The following is a 16704-nucleotide window of genomic DNA, read 5'->3' on the forward strand; positions in this document are numbered from 1 at the left end:
ATGAAAAGCTTATATCAGAAGTTATTTGATGCACATGTCGTTAACGAAACCCCGAACGAAACGCCGTTACTCTATATCGATCGCCATCTGATCCATGAAGTGACGTCGCCGCAGGCCTTTGATGGTCTGCGTGCGCACGGGCGCAAAGTGCGTCAGCCGTCGAAAACCTTCGCCACCATGGATCACAACGTTTCGACGCAGACCAAAGACATCAATGCGTCTGGCGAGATGGCGCGTATTCAGATGCAAGAGCTGATGAAAAACTGTGCTGAGTTCGGCATTCAGCTGTATGACCTGAATCACCCATTCCAGGGCATCGTGCACGTCATTGGGCCAGAGCAAGGTATGACGTTGCCGGGCATGACCATCGTCTGCGGTGATTCCCACACCGCCACGCACGGCGCGTTTGGTTCGCTGGCATTCGGTATCGGTACTTCCGAAGTTGAGCACGTGTTTGCCACGCAAACCCTGAAACAGGGCCGCGCGAAGACCATGAAGATTGAAGTGCTGGGCGAAGCGGCGCCAGGCATTACCGCCAAAGACATTGTGTTGGCCATTATCGGTAAAACCGGCAGCGCTGGCGGTACCGGTCACGTTGTCGAATTCTGTGGCCCCGCGATCGAAGCGCTGAGCATGGAAGGCCGCATGACGCTGTGTAATATGGCGATTGAAATGGGCGCCAAAGCGGGCCTGGTCGCGCCGGACGACACCACTTTCAATTATCTGAAAGACAAGCAGTTCTCGCCGAAGGGCGAGCAGTGGGAACAAGCGGTCGCTTACTGGCGCACGCTGAAGTCTGACAGCGATGCCAAATTCGACAGCATCGTCACGCTGCACGCGGAAGATATCGCTCCGCAAGTGACCTGGGGCACCAATCCAGGCCAGGTAATGGCGGTAGATCAAGCGATTCCGAATCCACAATCCTTTGCCGATCCGGTTGAGCGCGCCTCAGCAGAGAAAGCGCTGGCTTACATGGATCTGCAGCCCGGCATCAAACTGACTGACGTGGCGATCGATAAAGTGTTTATCGGTTCCTGCACCAACTCACGTATTGAAGATTTGCGCGCCGCTGCTGCGATTGCCAAAGGCCGTAAAGTGGCGCCGGGCGTGGTGGCGATGGTGGTGCCAGGTTCGGGTCCGGTAAAAGCACAAGCCGAAGCCGAAGGTCTGGACAAAATCTTCCTCGAAGCCGGTTTTGAATGGCGTTTACCGGGTTGCTCCATGTGTCTGGCCATGAACAACGACCGCCTCAATCCAGGCGAACGTTGCGCATCAACCAGCAACCGTAACTTTGAAGGCCGTCAGGGCCGCGGTGGACGTACTCACCTGGTGAGCCCGGCAATGGCTGCTGCGGCTGCCGTAACCGGTCGCTTTGCCGACATTCGTGAATTGACTCAGGGAGCGTAAGCCATGGCGAACAAATTTACTCAACACACCGGCATTGTGGCGCCCTTGGATGCGGCCAACGTCGATACTGATGCCATTATTCCAAAGCAGTTCCTGCAGAAAGTGACGCGCACCGGTTTTGGCGCGCATCTGTTCCACGACTGGCGTTTTGAAGATGATGCGGGCACCGTGCCAACCGCCAGCTTTGTCCTGAACAAACCGGAGTTCAAAGGCACCAGCATTTTGCTGGCGCGTGAGAACTTTGGCTGTGGTTCATCACGTGAGCACGCACCCTGGGCGCTGACCGACTTCGGCTTCCATGTGGTGATTGCGCCAAGCTTCGCCGACATTTTCTACGGCAACAGCTTTAACAACCAGCTGCTGCCGGTGAAGCTGAGCGATGAAGAAGTGGATGAGATGTTCAAACTGGTTGCCGCGCAGCCGGGCATCACCTTCACCGTGGATCTGGAAGCGCAAACTGTAACCGCAGGCGATAAGACTTATAGCTTCGAAATCGACAGCTTCCGCCGTCACTGCATGATCAACGGCCTCGACAGCATTGGCCTGACGCTGCAACACGAAGCGTCTATCTCCAGCTACGAGACCAATCAGCCCGCGTTCTTACGCTGAGGCAACAAGGGCGACATCCTGTCGCCCTTCTCTTTGCTATCTATCAACCACATCCCGCACGCGCGACGCCAATCCCAACGCCAGCACCGCCAGCCCCAACGCCAGCCAGTAAACCGACTCATGACCAAAGCGTTCGCTCATGGTGCCCTGAATGATGCCAGCGATAATCATGCCGGTGGAAATTGAGGTGGTGAACAGCGTCGTCGCCGCACCTGCGCGGCCCGGCATTAAATCCTGGAACCACAACATGCCAATTCCGGCGATGATGCCAACAAACGCGGCATTAAAAAGTTGCAGCACCATCAACGCTGTCCGCGACTGGAACATCACCAATCCGAGATAAAACACCATCGCCGCCACCAGCGCCAGCAGCATCAGGTTGCGTTTGCCGGTGCGCCGCGCGTAATGGCCAGCCAGCAGCATGATCGGAATCTCCAGCCCGGCGGCGGTGCCCATCAGCAATCCCGCCAGCTTCTCCGGCAGGCCAAGCGTGGTACTGATATACAGCGGCATATCAATGATATACATGGTGTTGCACGCCCACATGGTGACGGAGGCGATAAACAGCAACCGCACCTGACTGTCCTTCCACGGGCTCAGCTGCGTCAGCACCTCTTCAGGCGATGCCACCACGCGCGGCACCGAGGGCAAGGTGCGCCAGATCAGCAGCATGCTTAGCAGGAAAATCCCCGCCGCCACGCAAAACAGCGTCACAAAACCGTAATTAAGCGCCAGTGCAAACGACAGCGGTGGCCCGATCACCCACGCCAGCGACAGCTGCGCACGCATCACCGAGCTGAACATCACCACTTCACGCGCCGACTGATCGGCATATTCCCGCGCGAGGGCGAACACCTGCGGAATCGACACGCTGGCCAGCGCCGACAAAAACACGCCCAGCGTCACCAGCGTTAAATAGTGGCGATTGAAGGCAAACAGCAGCGCATTCAGCGTGGCCATCAGGCAGCAAAACAGAATCAGGTTGCGGCGATCGCCCTGATTATCGGAGCGTTTCGCCATCAGCAGGCTGACCACAATCCCCGCGATCGCATTGATGGTAAAGAACAAGCCGACCCAGAACGGACTTACCTGTACTTCGCGCGTCAGAAACAGGCTCAGCGTCGGCGCCTGTAGTGCACCGGCCACGCCGGTCATAAACGACACCGCCATAAACGAGAGGTAGACCGGATTGATGCGACGTTGACGCGTTAACAGCGATTTCATGCAGAAATCCCTTTGCGAATAAAAAAGGTAGAGAAATGAGGGTAGAAGATTCTACAGCAAAACGAAAAAAGCCAGCAGATAAAGCGCTGCTGGCGGTGAAAATGCACCCTACTCAGAAAGGGGTTCCACGTCGGCGGAACCGCTGGCAGAGCGCCATTCATTACTGAATGCCTCCCGCTCTTCCATTGCCGGGCAGTATGCCTCTAATATGAGGCAGGAAAAACTGAGCGATTCTGACAAGGAGTTCCCCTTTTATGTCCTCTTCACGTCTGCAGCAGCAATTTATCCGCCTATGGCAAAGCTGTCAGGGGCAGGATCAGGAAACCACGCTCAGCGAGCTGGCCGATCTGCTGCACTGCTCGCGTCGCCATATGCGTAACCTGCTCAACGCCATGCAAAGCGAAGGCTGGCTGATTTGGCAGGCAGAAGCGGGACGTGGCAAGCGCTCAATGCTGAGTTTTTGCTACACCGGCCTGGCGCTCCAGCAGCAGCGCGCCGAGGATCTGCTGGAACAAGATCGTATCGAACAGTTAGTGCAGCTGGTGGGCGATAAAAACCAGGTGCGCCAGATGATTGCGGCACATTTAGGCCGCAGCTTCCGCCAGGGTAAACACATCCTGCGCGTGCTCTATTATCGCCCGCTGCCCAATTTGCTGCCCGGTTCGCCGCTGCGCCGCTCGGAAACCCATCTGGCACGACAAATTTTCAACGGCCTGATGCGCATAAATGAGGAAAAGGGGGAAATCGAACCCGATATCGCCCATCACTGGCAGCAAACCTCGCCGCTGCAGTGGCGTTTCTTCCTGCGCCCGGCGATTCGTTTTCATCATGGCCGTGAACTGGAAATGGCGGATGTGATTGCTTCGCTGGAGCGCGTGCGCAGCCAGCCGCTGTTTTCTCACATCAGTAAACTGGATTCGCCCGCGCCCTGGACGCTGGATATCCATCTGAGCCAGCCGGACGATTGGTTGCCGTGGCTGCTGGCCAGCGTCAGCGCGATGATCCTGCCGCGCGAATGGCCCACGCTGCGCCAGTTTGCCCGCCAGCCGCTTGGCACCGGTCCGTACAGCGTGGTGCGCAATCAGCAAACGCAGCTGAAAATCGCCGCCTTTGATGATTACTTTGGCTATCGCGCGCTGATTGACGATGTGTCGATTTGGGTGCTGCCGGAGATCAGCGACGAGCTGGTGTATGCCGGAGTCAAGTTGCAGGGCGAAATCGCCGATGAAAAATCGGAAGAAAGTCGTCTGGAAGAAGGCTGCTACTTCCTGCTGTACGATCAGCGCTCCGAGTTGGGCCGCGATGCGCATTTCCGCCGCTGGGTAAGCTATCTGTTTAATCCCATCGCCTTACTGAATCATGCTGGCGTCGGCTATCAGCGTTACTGGTTCCCGGCTTATGGCTTGCTGCCGCGTTGGCACCATCGCCGCGATCTTACCTCCGCCGATAAACCGGCAGGCTTAACTCAGCTGACGCTGAGCTGGTACAGCCATCACGTTGAGCATGAAGGTATCGCTAACGCGCTGCGACCGCTGCTGGCGCAGCAAGGTGTTGAGCTAATTACTCGTGTCGTGAGCTACGAAGCGTGGTTCGAGGGCGAAGGTGAAAGTGATATCTGGCTCGGCAGCGTCAACTTTACCCTGCCGCTTGAGTACGCGCTGTTCGCGCAACTGTTCGAGCTGCCGTTGATGCATCACTGCATTCCGATTGACTGGCAAGCCGATGCCGCGCGCTGGCGGCAGAAAGCGTTACCGCTGGCGGAATGGAGCAAACAGCTGATCGACCGCGACTATCTGCATCCGCTGTTCCATCACTGGCTGCTGCTGGAAGGGCAACGCAGTATGCGCGGCGTGCGGCTGAATACGCTCGGCTGGTTTGACTTCAAATCAGCCTGGTTTGCACCACCGGAGCTGTGATCCTTTCGCGCTGTCATATAAATGTCTAGAATGAGCCGTTCTCAACGGGGTGCCTTGATATCAGGGCTGAGAGAAACCCGTCGAACCTGATCCGGCTAATACCGGCGTAGGGATTTGAGATGCCTCACGCCTCAGATCCTTTGCGACTCAACATCTCTTCTCCTCAAGGAGCGCAAAGTGTTAAACAAAGTTCTGCCTGTGTTACTGCTGGTTGCGGCACCGGCTTTCGCTGCTAAACCGGTTCTGACCGTCTACACCTACGATTCGTTCTCTGCCGATTGGGGCCCCGGTCCGGCGGTAAAAAAAGCCTTTGAAGCGCAGTGCGACTGCGAATTGAAGTATGTGGCGCTGGAAGATGGTGTATCGCTGCTCAATCGCGTGCGCATGGAAGGTAAAAACAGCAAAGCCGATGTGGTGCTGGGGCTGGATAACAATCTGGTGCAGGCGGCGGAGAAAACCGGCTTGTTTGCCAAAAGCAGTATTGATACCCGCAGCTTAAAACTGCCGGATGGCTGGAACAATCAAACCTTTATCCCGTTCGATTATGGCTACTTCGCTTTCGTCTACGATAAAAACAAACTGAAGAACCCGCCGAAAAGCCTGAAAGAGCTGGTCGAAAGCCCGGAAAAATGGCGCGTGATTTATGAAGATCCGCGTACCAGCACGCCGGGTCTTGGCCTGCTGCTGTGGATGCAAAAAGTGTATGGCGATAACGCAGCTGATGCGTGGCAGAAGCTGGCGCAAAAAACCGTTACCGTCACTAAAGGCTGGAGCGAAGCTTACGGCCTGTTCCTGAAAGGTGAAGGCGATCTGGTGTTGAGCTACACCACGTCTCCGGCTTATCACATCATCGAAGAGAAGAAAGAGAACTACGCCGCGGCCGAATTCAGCGAAGGCCACTATTTACAGGTGGAAGTCGCCGCGCAACTCGCCAGCAGCAAACAGCCTAAGCTGGCGCAGCAGTTCATGCAGTTTATGGTTTCTCCGGCCTTCCAGCAGACCATTCCTACCGGCAACTGGATGTATCCGGTGATCAAAAGCGATCTGCCAGCCGGTTATCAAACGTTGCAGGTGCCCGCGAAGGCGTTGCAATTCACGCCAGCCGAAGTCGCCGACCATCGCGCCGCGTGGATCAGCGCATGGCAACGCGCCGTTAGCCGTTAATGCCCGGCTGGTTGATTCCCGGTAGCGCCATCGCGCTGTTGCTGTGCGCGGTGGCGCTGCTGGCGTTTGGCGCATTGGTGGTGGTCGCTCCGGCCACCGACTGGCGCGCGCTACTCGACGACAGCTATTTGCATCATGTGCTGCTGTTCTCGTTTGAGCAGGCGCTGCTGTCGGCGCTGCTTTCGGTGCTGCCCGCGATCCTGCTGGCGCGCGCGCTCTATCGCCGCCGTTTTCCGGGACGCAATCTGTTGCTACGTCTGTGCGCCATGACGCTGGTGCTGCCGGTGCTGGTGGCGGTGTTTGGCTTGCTCAGCGTGTACGGTCGCAGCGGCTGGCTGGCACAACTGTGCGCGACCATCGGCTTTGACTACCACTTTTCGCCGTATGGCCTGCAGGGCATTCTATTGGCGCACGTCTTCTTTAACCTGCCGCTGGCGACGCGCCTGCTGTTACAGGCATTGGAGAACATTCCCGGCGAGCAGCGCCAGGTCGCCGCCCAGCTTGGCCTGCGCGGCTGGAATCTGTTTCGCTTGCTGGAGTGGCCGTGGCTGCGCCGTCAGATTCTGCCGACGGCGGCACTGATCTTTATGCTCTGTTTCGCCAGCTTCGCCACGGTGCTGGCGCTGGGCGGCGGACCACAAGCGACCACGCTGGAACTGGCGATCTATCAGGCGCTGAATTTCGATTACGATCCGGGCCGCGCGGCGCTGCTGGCGCTGTTACAGCTCGCTTGCTGTTTGCTGCTGGTGCTGCTGAGCCAGCGCTTTAGCAAAGCCATTCCCACCGGCAGCCAGAGCATTCGCGGCTGGCGCGATCCGCAGGATTCATGGCAGGCGCGCATCAGCGATACGTTGCTGATTGGCCTGGCGCTGCTGCTGCTGTTACCGCCGCTGGCGGCATTAATCGTCGATGGTTTGCGCGGCGGCGTTGCCGGTGCGCTGCAACAAGCGGCGCTGTGGCAAGCCACCTTTACCTCGCTGCGTATTGCCGTAGGCGCCGGCGTGCTCTGCGTGCTGCTGACCATGATGCTGCTGTGGAGCAGCCGCGAACTGCGGCAGCGCCAGAACAGAGTCGCCGCGCAGGCGATGGAGATGAGCGGCATGCTGATTCTGGCGATGCCGGGCATTGTACTGGCGAGCGGTTTCTTTCTGCTGTTCAACGCCACCGTGGGGTTGCCGCAGCGCGCCGATGGTTTGGTGATCTTCACTAACGCCCTGATCGCCATTCCTTATGCGATGAAAGTGCTGGAGAATCCGATGCGCGATATCAACGCCCGTTACAGCCAGCTCTGCGCTTCACTCGGCATCTCCGGTTTCAACCGCTTGCGGCTGATTGAGCTGCGCGCGCTGAAACGCCCGATTGCTCAGGCGCTGGCGTTTGCCTGCGTGCTGTCGATTGGCGATTTCGGCGTGGTCGCGCTGTTTGGCAGCGCCGATTTCCGCACGCTGCCCTTCTATCTGTTCCAACAGATTGGCGCCTATCGCGGTGCGGACGGTGCCGTCACCGCACTCCTGCTGCTGCTGCTCTGCTTACTACTTTTTACTCTGATGGAAAAATTACCGGGTCGCCATGCTGACACTGAATAACCTCACTTACCTTTATCAGCATCTGCCGATGCGCTTCAGTTTTGCGGCGCAGGCGGGTGAACGTCTGGCGATCCTCGGTCCGAGCGGCGCGGGGAAAAGTACTTTACTGAGTCTGATTGGCGGCTTTTTGCCGATCAATCAAGGCGCGCTGGTGATGAACGGCGTTGATCATACCCACAGCGTGCCGTCGGCGCGCCCGGTTTCCATGCTGTTCCAGGAGAACAATCTGTTTCCGCATCTCACGGTGCAGCAAAACATGGCGTTGGGCTTACATCCGGGCCTGAAATTGACGCGCGAACAGCAGCAGCAAGTGGTGGATATCGCCGAGCAAACCGGCTTGCAGGCGATGCTCACGCGTTTGCCTGGTCAGCTTTCCGGTGGCCAGCGTCAGCGCGTGGCATTGGCGCGTTGCCTGCTGCGCAATCAACCGATTTTGCTGCTGGATGAACCCTTCTCAGCGCTGGATCCGGCGCTGCGCAACGAGATGCTGCAGCTGGTACGTTCGGTATGCGAAAACCGCAACATCACCTTGTTGATGGTGTCGCACAGCCTGGAAGATGCTCAGCAGATTGCGCCGCGCAGTTTGGTGATCGTCGACGGGCGCATCTATTGGGATGGCAGTACAGAGAGTTTGGTGCGCGGTGAAAGTGCCGCGGCCGCCATCCTTGGCGTGACAGCGCGTTAAGCGAAGAAAACTTTCCACAGCAGGTGGCGGAAGATTGGCATCATCGGATGGAACTGGATTGCGATAAACGCGCCCAGGCCAATCGCCGCCATCAGCGGTGCCAGCCAGCGCAAACGCGATGCAGGCAGATACTTTGTCGCCCAATCCACCGTTTTACCGCTGCGCGACCAGCGCCACAGCAACCAGCCACCGATCCACAGCAGCAGCGCCACCAGCAACAGCAGCCATTTAAAGCTGCCGCCCTGCGCGGCCTGTGGTACATCAATTGCCACGCCCGCCAGAATGCCCGGCATCAAATACGCGGGCGGCCAGAGAATGCAGCCAATCAGGTTAGGCGGCAGGAATTTGCGCACCGGCAACTCCAGCATGCCCGCTGCTAGGGGAATCAGCGGACGCGTCGGGCCGACAAATCGCCCCACCAGAATGGTGAACATGCTGTGTTGATGCAGCGCATGCTCGGTTTTATCCAGCAAACCCTTGTACTTTTTCAGATATTTCCAGCGATGCAGCGGCCCCTGAAACTTCCAGCCGATGCCGTAGGAGACCCAATCGCCAATTAAACAGCCAACGAATCCGGCCGCCCACGCAGGGTAAAGACCAATTTGTCCGCTTCCGACCAGCGCCCCAAGGCTGGCCATTAATACCGTGCCCGGCAACAGCAATCCCACGAAGGCCAGCGACTCAAGGAAGGTCACCAGCGCCACAGCGATCAGCGCGTACTCCAGCGATTGCGAAAACAGGTGTTGAATCCAGGCTTCCATAAATATCCTCTGCGGAATATAGAGGCTGGATTGTCCAGAGCATACACATGGTCGTCAAGGCAAGAATTGTAGAACGATGTTGACAAAGTGGTGACAATTTCGCCTGCAGGACACTGTATAAACATCCATGTTATACTCATTGCAATTCATTCTCTGGAGTTCACGTGACCGATCCGCGCGCAGGTTTTCTGCTTACCCGACATTGGCGAGATACGCCGACCGGCAGCGAAGTGGTGCTGTGGCTGGCCACCGACAGCGGCCCGCAGCGGCTGGTGCTGCCTGCCCAGGAATCCGTGGCGTTTGTGCCTGAAGAGTTTCGTACGCCAACCGAAGCGCTGATCCGCGACGAACGCCATACGCGCCTGCAAACGCTGGAGCTGAAGGATTTCCGTCGTCGTCCGGTGTTTGGCCTCTATTGCCGCAGCAATCGCCAGCTGCAAACTCTGGAAAAGCGCCTGCGTGAAAACGGCATTCCGGTGTATGAAGCGGATATTCGGCCACCCGAACGCTATTTGATGGAGCGCTTTATCACCGCGCCGGTGTGGTTTAGCGGTGAAACACGCGGTGACAGCGTGGTCAACGCGCGTCTGAAACCGCATCCTGATTACCGTCCGCAGCTGAAATGGGTATCGCTGGATATCGAAACCACGCAGCACGGTGAGCTCTACTGCATCGGGCTGGAAGGCTGCGGTCAGCGCCAGGTTTACATGCTCGGTCCGCCCAACGGCGATGCCAGCACGCTCGATTTTGAACTGATCTATGTTGATAGCCGCCCGCAGCTGCTTGAGCAGCTCAACGCATGGTTCGAGCGGCATGAACCGGATGTGATTATTGGCTGGAATGTAGTGCAGTTCGATCTGCGCGTACTGCAGAAACACGCCGATCGCTACGGCATTCCGCTGCGTTTAGGGCGTCAGAAGCAGGCGCTGGAGTGGCGCGAGCACGGCTTCAAACCTGGTGTGTTCTTCGCGCAGGCAACGGGCCGCTTAATTATTGATGGTATCGACGCGCTCAAATCCGCGTTTTGGGATTTCCCGTCATTCAGCCTCGAAGCGGTCTCGCGCCAGCTGCTCGGTGAAGGCAAGGCCATCAATAATCCGTGGGATCGCATGGAAGAGATCAACTGGCGCTTTACCAACGATAAGCCAGCGCTGGCGAAATATAATCTCAAGGATTGCGAGCTGGTGACGCGCATTTTCCAGCACACCGCCATCATGCCGTTCCTGCTGGAACGCGCCACGGTAAATGGTTTAGCGGTGGATCGTCACGGCGGTTCGGTGGCGGCCTTTGGTCATCTCTATATCCCGCGCATGCACCGCGCCGGTTTCGTGGCGCCGAATCTCGGCGAAGTGGCGCCGGAAGCCAGCCCCGGCGGCTACGTGATGGATTCGCGGCCCGGCTTGTACGATTCGGTGCTGGTGCTGGATTACAAAAGCCTCTATCCCTCAATTATTCGCACCTTCCTTATCGATCCGGTGGGTTTGGTGGAGGGTCTGGCGCACCCGGATGACGCCGATTCCGTGCCCGGCTTCCGCAATGCGCGCTTTTCCCGTGAGACCCACTGTTTACCGGCAATTGTCGAGCAGATTTGGCAAGGGCGTGAAGCCGCCAAGCGCGACAACAACAAACCGCTGTCGCAGGCGCTGAAAATCATCATGAATGCTTTTTATGGTGTGCTCGGCACCAGCGCCTGCCGCTTCTTCGATCCGCGCCTCGCGTCATCCATCACCCTACGCGGCCACGCCATCATGCAGCAAACGCGCGAGCTGATTGAAGCGGAAGGCTTTGATGTGATTTACGGCGATACCGATTCCACCTTCGTCTGGCTGAAAGGCGCGCACAGTGAAGCGGAGGCGACGGCGATTGGTCGTCATCTCGCTGAACAGGTTAACGGCTGGTGGCGGCAGCATCTGCAATCAACTTATGGGCTGGAGAGCGCGCTGGAGCTGGAGTATGAAACGCACTTCAGCCGTTTCCTGATGCCTACCATTCGCGGCGCCGAACAGGGCAGCAAAAAGCGCTATGCCGGGATGATTCGCAGCGAGGGCGGCGAGCGGCTGGTGTTTAAAGGCCTCGAATCCGTGCGCACCGACTGGACGCCGCTGGCGCAGCAGTTCCAGCAAAATCTGTATGGCCGTATTTTCCGTGGCGAGCCGTGGCAGGATTACATTCGCGAAACGGTGGCGCAGCTGCTGAACGGTGAACTCGACGATCAGCTGGTGTATAAAAAACGCCTGCGGCGCGCGCTGAAAGATTACGAGCGCAATGTGCCGCCACATGTGCGCGCTGCGCGTCTCGCCGATGAGCAAAATCGCAAGCTGCAGCGCCCGCTGCAGTATCAAAACGGTGGCTCGATCCGCTATGTGATGGCCACGGCCGGACCGGAACCGCTAGAGGCGCGTAATACGCCCCTCGACTACGATCATTACGTCACCAAACAGCTGCAGCCGGTGGCTGACGGCATTTTGCCGTTCGTCGGTGACGACTTTGCTACACTCATTACTGGGCAGCTGGGGCTTTTTTGACAGGTGACGAATGCCTTGCCATCCAGTACCATAGCGCCCTTCCTGATTCTCACCGCACTCACAATCTGACCAAACACCCGTTTGGCGGTTGGGTATTGCCTGAGTACAGGTGAACTTCTTTATGGCATGTCAGAGAGTCGAGCAAAAAATATATGGTTTTTACACTGGGTCAGCGCTGGATTAGTGATACGGAAAGTGAACTGGGATTGGGCACGGTGGTCGCGCTCGATACGCGCATGATCACCATGCTTTTTCCGGCAACCGGCGAAAACCGCCTGTATGCCCGAAACGATTCTCCGGTCACTCGTGTGATTTTCAATCCGGGTGACACCATCACCAGCCACGAAGGCTGGCAGATGACCGTCGATGAAGTCCGCAACGAAAACGATTTAATGACTTACATCGGCACACGTCTCGACACCGAAGAAGCGGGCGTCGTCATGCGCGAAGTGATGCTGGACAGCAAACTGGTGTTCAGCAAGCCGCAGGATCGCCTGTTCGCCGGTCAGCTCGACCGCATGGACCGTTTTGCGCTGCGTTTCCGCGCACGCAAATACCACAGCGAGCAATACCGCCTGCCGATCAGCGGCCTGCGCGGGATGCGCACCAATTTGATTCCGCATCAGCTGCACATCGCTCACGATGTCGGCCGTCGCCACGCGCCGCGCGTGCTGCTGGCGGATGAAGTGGGCTTGGGTAAAACCATTGAAGCCGGGATGATCATCCAGCAACAGCTGCTGGCCGGTCGTGCCGAGCGCGTGCTGATTGTGGTGCCGGAAACGCTGCAACATCAGTGGCTGGTGGAAATGCTGCGTCGCTTTAACCTGCGCTTTGCGCTGTTTGATGACGATCGCTACACCGAAGCGCAGCACGACAGCGACAATGCCTTTGAAACCGAGCAGCTGATTATCTGTTCGCTCGATTTTGTACGCCGTAACAAGCAGCGTCTTGAGCTGCTGGCCGATGCCGAGTGGGATCTGCTGGTGGTTGATGAAGCGCACCATCTGGCATGGAGCGAAGACGCACCAAGCCGCGAATATCAGGTTATCGAGCAGCTGGCAGAGAAAACCGCTGGCGTACTGTTGCTGACTGCCACGCCAGAACAGCTGGGCTTAGAGAGCCACTTTGCGCGTCTGCGTCTGCTCGACCCAAATCGTTTCCACGATTTCGGCCAGTTTGTCGAAGAGCAGCAGCATTATCGTCCGGTGGCCGATGCGGTGAGCTCGCTGCTGGCCGACCACGCCATCAGCAAAGATGAGATGAACCTGATTAACGATCTGATCGGTGAACAGGATATCGAGCCGCTGCTGCAAGTGGCGAACAGCGATCGCGATGGCAAAGAAGACGCGCGTAAAGAGCTGGTCTCGATGCTAATGGATCGCCACGGCACCAGCCGCGTGCTGTTCCGTAACACCCGTAACGGCGTGAAAGGCTTCCCGAAACGCGAGCTGCACCAGATTCGTCTGCCGCTGCCGGCGCAGTATCAAACCGCGATTAAAGTCTCCGGCATCATGGGCACGCGCAAAAGCGCAGAAGAGCGCGCGCGTGACATGCTGTATCCCGAGCAGATTTATCAGGAATTTGAAGGCGATAGCGGCACATGGTGGAACTTCGATCCGCGCGTTGAGTGGCTGATGGGTTACCTCACCAGCAACCGCAAAGAGAAAGTGCTGGTGATCTGCGCCAAAGCCGCCACCGCGCTGCAACTGGAGCAGGTGCTGCGTGAGCGCGAAGGCATCCGTGCCGCCGTGTTCCACGAAGGCCTATCGATTATCGAACGCGACCGCGCAGCAGCCTTCTTCGCCTCCGAAGAGGATGGCGCGCAGGTGTTGCTGTGTTCCGAAATCGGTTCTGAAGGCCGTAACTTCCAGTTCGCCAGCCGTTTGGTGATGTTCGATTTGCCGTTCAACCCGGATCTGCTGGAGCAGCGTATCGGTCGTCTCGATCGTATCGGCCAGATGCATGACATCCAGATTCTGGTGCCGTGGCTGGAAAAAACCGCGCAGGCGGTGCTGCTGCGCTGGTATCACGAAGGGTTGGATGCGTTTGAACACACCTGCCCAACTGGCCGCGCCATTTATGACAACGAGTACAATCAGCTGATTGAATATCTTGCCGCGCCGGAAAATCCGCAGGGACTCGATGAGTTCATCAGCGCAAGCCGCAAGCAGCACGATGCGCTGAAATCACAGCTGGAACAGGGACGCGATCGCTTACTGGAACTGAACTCCAACGGCGGTGAAGCCGCTCAGGAGCTGGCAAATGCCATCGGCGAGCAGGACAACGATACCGATCTGGTTAACTTTGCGCTGAACCTGTTCGATATCGTCGGCATCAATCAGGAAGACCGCAGCGATAGCCTGATCGTGTTGACGCCGTCCGATCACATGCTGGTGCCTGATTTCCCTGGCCTGCCGGAAGAGGGTTGCACCGTGACCTTTAACCGTAACCAGGCGCTGTCGCGTGAAGATACCCAGTTTATTACCTGGGAACATCCGCTGATCCTCAACGGCCTCGACCTGATTCTTTCGGGCGATACCGGTAGCTGTGCGCTGTCGCTGCTGAAGAACAAGGCGCTGCCGGTCGGGACGCTGCTGGTCGAGATGATCTATGTGGTTGAAGCGCAAGCGCCGAAAAGCCTGCAGCTCACCCGCTTCCTGCCGCCAACGCCGGTACGTTTGCTGATGGATCGTGCCGGGAACAATCTGGCGGGCAAAGTGGAGTTCGAGAGCTTTAACCGTCAGCTGAATGCGGTGAATCGCCATACCGGCAGCAAGCTGGTGAATGCGGTGCAGCAAGATGTGCACGAGATTCTGACCCAGGCCGAAAAAGCGATCGTTCCGGAAGCGCAGGCGATTATCGCGGCAGCGAAGGTGGAAGCCGAAGAGAAACTCGGTGCTGAGCTGTCACGTCTCGAAGCGCTGCGCGCGGTTAACCCCAACATCCGTGATGACGAGGTTGAAGCCCTGGAAAGCAATCGCGAACAGGTATTGGAAAGCCTGGGCGATGCAGGCTGGCGTCTCGATGCGCTGCGTCTGATCGTGGTCACGCACCAATAATGTTCAGGACCGCAACATCATGCTGATGGAAGCTTACAACCCGCCGCTTGAACCCTGGCTGCATATTCTGTATCAGGACGAGCACATTATGGTGGTGAATAAACCGAGCGGGTTGCTGTCGGTGCCGGGCCGTCTCGAAGAGCACAAGGATAGCGTGATGACGCGTATCCAGCGTGATTTCCCGCAGGCGGAATCGGTGCACCGTCTCGATATGGCTACCAGCGGCGTGATCGTCGTGGCCCTGAATAAAGCGGCAGAGCGTGAGCTCAAGCGCCAGTTCCGTGAGCGCGAGCCTTCTAAATACTATGTGGCGCGCGTGTGGGGCCATCCGGCGGCAGAAGAGGGTTTGATCGATCTGCCGCTGATTTGCGACTGGCCGAATCGGCCGAAGCAGATGGTGTGTTTCGAAAACGGCAAAGCGGCGCAGACCGAGTATCAGGTGCTGGAGTATGAAGCCACGAACAGTGCGCGCGTCAAGCTTAAGCCAATTACCGGACGCTCACACCAGCTGCGTGTGCATCTGCTGGCGCTGGGGCATCCGATTCTTGGCGACCGCTTTTATGCACATGATGAGGCGCTGGCGATGGCGTCGCGTTTGCAGTTGCATGCGGAGTCGCTGACGATCACCCATCCGGCGTTTGGCAATAGCATGACGTTCAGGCAGCCGGCGGGATTTTAGTGTTGGAGATGCTGCCCCTCCTCGGTCCGTGCTTGCAGTCCCCCTCCTCGGTCCTCCCCCATGGATGGGGGAGGAAGATGTTGCTACATGTTAGTGATGAAGCTGCATGGGGCAGCATCTCCTTCCCCCGCTTGCGGGGGAAGGCCGGGATGGGGGACAGCAATAAAATTATTTAAACCCTTTCTCCTTACGAATCAGATCGTAAGCCGCCTGAATCTCCTGCGCTTTCTGCTTCGCCATCTCCATCATTTCCGGCGGTAAACCTTTCGCCACCAACTTGTCAGGATGATGTTCGCTCATCAGCTTACGGTACGCGCGCTTGATGGTGGTGCCATCATCGCTGCTTTTCACGCCCAGCACGCTGCAGGCATCTTCCAGCGTAGGACCGCGTTGCGCCTGCTGATAGGCGCCGCCGCGGGAAGAACCGCCGCCACCAAACTGCTGACCGCCTTCCATCATGCGCAGGAACTGATCGAACTGTGCGCGTGAAATACCCAGCTCTTCGGCAATCACATACAGCACCTGACGTTCGTTGGGATGCAGTGAACCATCGGCGAAGGCGGCCTGGATTTGGATTTCCAGAAACATCCGAATCAGATCAAACCGGCCAAAGCAGGCGCTGCGCAGCTCGCGCAGTTTACTGCGCAACGGATAGTCGCTCTGTTTACCTTCACGGAACGCACGCTGCGCGGCAGTGCGCGCATCGCCATGCAGCTGCATGCGATCCATAAATAAGGAAGCAATCTGGATATCCGCTTCGGTGACGCGCCCTTTTGATTTGGTCAAATGGCCCATCACCTGAAATGTGGTACTGAAAAACAGCGTCTGACGCGCCTGGTTATTGGCGAAATAGCCCTGTCCTTTTACGCTGCGCACTTTGTCAAACATGTGACCAATGATCAGACCCAGTACAATGCCCCAAAAGCCTGCCCCGGAAAATATCCCGAGCGCCAGACCAATTACTTTTCCCCAGTAGCGCATAAACTCCTCAATTCGCCATGCTTGCGGCTGAAAATTGCATTATCATACCTGTCATTTATCTCAGCGCCTAACGGCAACGCGGACAGACAAGGATTAACACTGGCGCAA

Annotated in this window: 12 protein-coding genes and 1 riboswitch; of the genes, 9 read left to right on the forward strand and 3 right to left on the reverse strand. The window is 57.5% G+C overall.

What is annotated here, in order from left to right; translation table 11 throughout:
- Together leuC and leuD are read left to right on the forward strand one after the other, a co-directional pair.
- Complete coding sequence (gene leuC, locus PZBJ_RS08600; protein WP_101762125.1) at positions 1 to 1407, forward strand: 3-isopropylmalate dehydratase large subunit; 1407 nt, start codon at positions 1 to 3, stop codon at positions 1405 to 1407.
- Positions 1408 to 1410: 3 nt separating this feature from the next.
- A complete protein-coding gene (gene leuD / locus PZBJ_RS08605; RefSeq protein WP_101762126.1) occupies positions 1411 to 2016 on the forward strand; it encodes a 3-isopropylmalate dehydratase small subunit in 606 nt (201 codons plus the stop codon).
- A 36-nt stretch (positions 2017 to 2052) separates the two neighbouring features.
- On the opposite strand, the gene PZBJ_RS08610 is transcribed toward leuD, so the two are convergent.
- Positions 2053 to 3240 (reverse strand): MFS transporter, encoded by a 1188-nt coding sequence (locus tag PZBJ_RS08610; protein ID WP_101762127.1) that lies wholly within the window; start codon positions 3238 to 3240, stop codon positions 2053 to 2055.
- 254 nt (positions 3241 to 3494) lie between these two features.
- Between PZBJ_RS08610 and sgrR the strand changes: the two genes are divergently transcribed.
- The 4 genes from sgrR (at position 3495) to thiQ (ending at position 8591) form a co-directional block, all read left to right on the forward strand.
- The gene (gene sgrR, locus PZBJ_RS08615; protein WP_101762128.1) at positions 3495 to 5156 is read left to right on the forward strand and encodes an HTH-type transcriptional regulator SgrR; all 1662 of its coding nucleotides are present in this window, start codon (positions 3495 to 3497) and stop codon (positions 5154 to 5156) included.
- Between the two features lie 35 nt (positions 5157 to 5191).
- A riboswitch (TPP riboswitch) is annotated at positions 5192 to 5287 on the forward strand.
- Between the two features lie 46 nt (positions 5288 to 5333).
- Positions 5334 to 6320, forward strand: a complete 987-nt coding sequence (gene thiB / locus PZBJ_RS08620; RefSeq protein WP_101762129.1) for a thiamine ABC transporter substrate binding subunit — start codon at positions 5334 to 5336, stop codon at positions 6318 to 6320.
- On the forward strand, positions 6320 to 7906 hold the full coding sequence (gene thiP, locus PZBJ_RS08625) for a thiamine/thiamine pyrophosphate ABC transporter permease ThiP (protein ID WP_101762130.1): 1587 nt from the start codon (positions 6320 to 6322) through the stop codon (positions 7904 to 7906). The genes thiB and thiP overlap by 1 nt, the downstream gene beginning before the upstream one ends.
- Complete coding sequence (gene thiQ, locus PZBJ_RS08630; protein ID WP_101762131.1) at positions 7890 to 8591, forward strand: thiamine ABC transporter ATP-binding protein ThiQ; 702 nt, start codon at positions 7890 to 7892, stop codon at positions 8589 to 8591. The genes thiP and thiQ overlap by 17 nt, the downstream gene beginning before the upstream one ends.
- Here the strand turns inward: thiQ and PZBJ_RS08635 are convergent.
- A complete protein-coding gene (locus tag PZBJ_RS08635; protein WP_101762132.1) occupies positions 8588 to 9352 on the reverse strand; it encodes a DedA family protein in 765 nt (254 codons plus the stop codon). The genes thiQ and PZBJ_RS08635 overlap by 4 nt on opposite strands.
- 164 nt (positions 9353 to 9516) lie before the next feature.
- On the opposite strand from PZBJ_RS08635, the gene polB reads away from it, so the two are divergent.
- The 3 genes from polB (at position 9517) to rluA (ending at position 15615) form a co-directional block, all read left to right on the forward strand.
- Positions 9517 to 11877, forward strand: coding sequence for a DNA polymerase II (polB, locus tag PZBJ_RS08640; RefSeq protein ID WP_101762133.1), 2361 nt, complete (start codon positions 9517 to 9519; stop codon positions 11875 to 11877).
- Positions 11878 to 12029: 152 nt separating this feature from the next.
- Positions 12030 to 14936, forward strand: a complete 2907-nt coding sequence (gene rapA / locus PZBJ_RS08645) for an RNA polymerase-associated protein RapA (RefSeq protein WP_101762134.1) — start codon at positions 12030 to 12032, stop codon at positions 14934 to 14936.
- Between the two features lie 19 nt (positions 14937 to 14955).
- The gene (rluA, locus tag PZBJ_RS08650; protein ID WP_101762135.1) at positions 14956 to 15615 is read left to right on the forward strand and encodes a bifunctional tRNA pseudouridine(32) synthase/23S rRNA pseudouridine(746) synthase RluA; all 660 of its coding nucleotides are present in this window, start codon (positions 14956 to 14958) and stop codon (positions 15613 to 15615) included.
- Between the two features lie 168 nt (positions 15616 to 15783).
- Here rluA and djlA read toward each other — a convergent pair whose 3' ends face one another.
- Positions 15784 to 16596 carry a co-chaperone DjlA gene (djlA, locus tag PZBJ_RS08660; RefSeq protein ID WP_061718138.1) on the reverse strand — a complete coding sequence of 271 codons (813 nt, stop codon included), beginning with the start codon at positions 16594 to 16596 and terminating at the stop codon, positions 15784 to 15786.
- Positions 16597 to 16704 lie beyond the last annotated feature (108 nt).

Source organism: Pantoea endophytica, assembly GCF_002858935.1.
Taxonomy (GTDB): domain Bacteria; phylum Pseudomonadota; class Gammaproteobacteria; order Enterobacterales; family Enterobacteriaceae; genus Pantoea; species Pantoea leporis.

What these genes read in the sequence shown, in the direction of transcription:
- rluA (WP_101762135.1), top strand. Translation starts at nt 14,956, where the DNA reads ATGCTGATGGAAGCTTACAACCCGCCGCTTGAACCCTGGCTGCATATT.
- PZBJ_RS08610 (WP_101762127.1), bottom strand. Translation starts at nt 3,240, where the DNA reads ATGAAATCGCTGTTAACGCGTCAACGTCGCATCAATCCGGTCTACCTC.
- leuC (WP_101762125.1), top strand. Translation starts at nt 1, where the DNA reads ATGAAAAGCTTATATCAGAAGTTATTTGATGCACATGTCGTTAACGAA.
- sgrR (WP_101762128.1), top strand. Translation starts at nt 3,495, where the DNA reads ATGTCCTCTTCACGTCTGCAGCAGCAATTTATCCGCCTATGGCAAAGC.
- leuD (WP_101762126.1), top strand. Translation starts at nt 1,411, where the DNA reads ATGGCGAACAAATTTACTCAACACACCGGCATTGTGGCGCCCTTGGAT.
- PZBJ_RS08635 (WP_101762132.1), bottom strand. Translation starts at nt 9,352, where the DNA reads ATGGAAGCCTGGATTCAACACCTGTTTTCGCAATCGCTGGAGTACGCG.
- djlA (WP_061718138.1), bottom strand. Translation starts at nt 16,596, where the DNA reads ATGCGCTACTGGGGAAAAGTAATTGGTCTGGCGCTCGGGATATTTTCC.
- rapA (WP_101762134.1), top strand. Translation starts at nt 12,030, where the DNA reads ATGGTTTTTACACTGGGTCAGCGCTGGATTAGTGATACGGAAAGTGAA.
- thiQ (WP_101762131.1), top strand. Translation starts at nt 7,890, where the DNA reads ATGCTGACACTGAATAACCTCACTTACCTTTATCAGCATCTGCCGATG.
- thiP (WP_101762130.1), top strand. Translation starts at nt 6,320, where the DNA reads ATGCCCGGCTGGTTGATTCCCGGTAGCGCCATCGCGCTGTTGCTGTGC.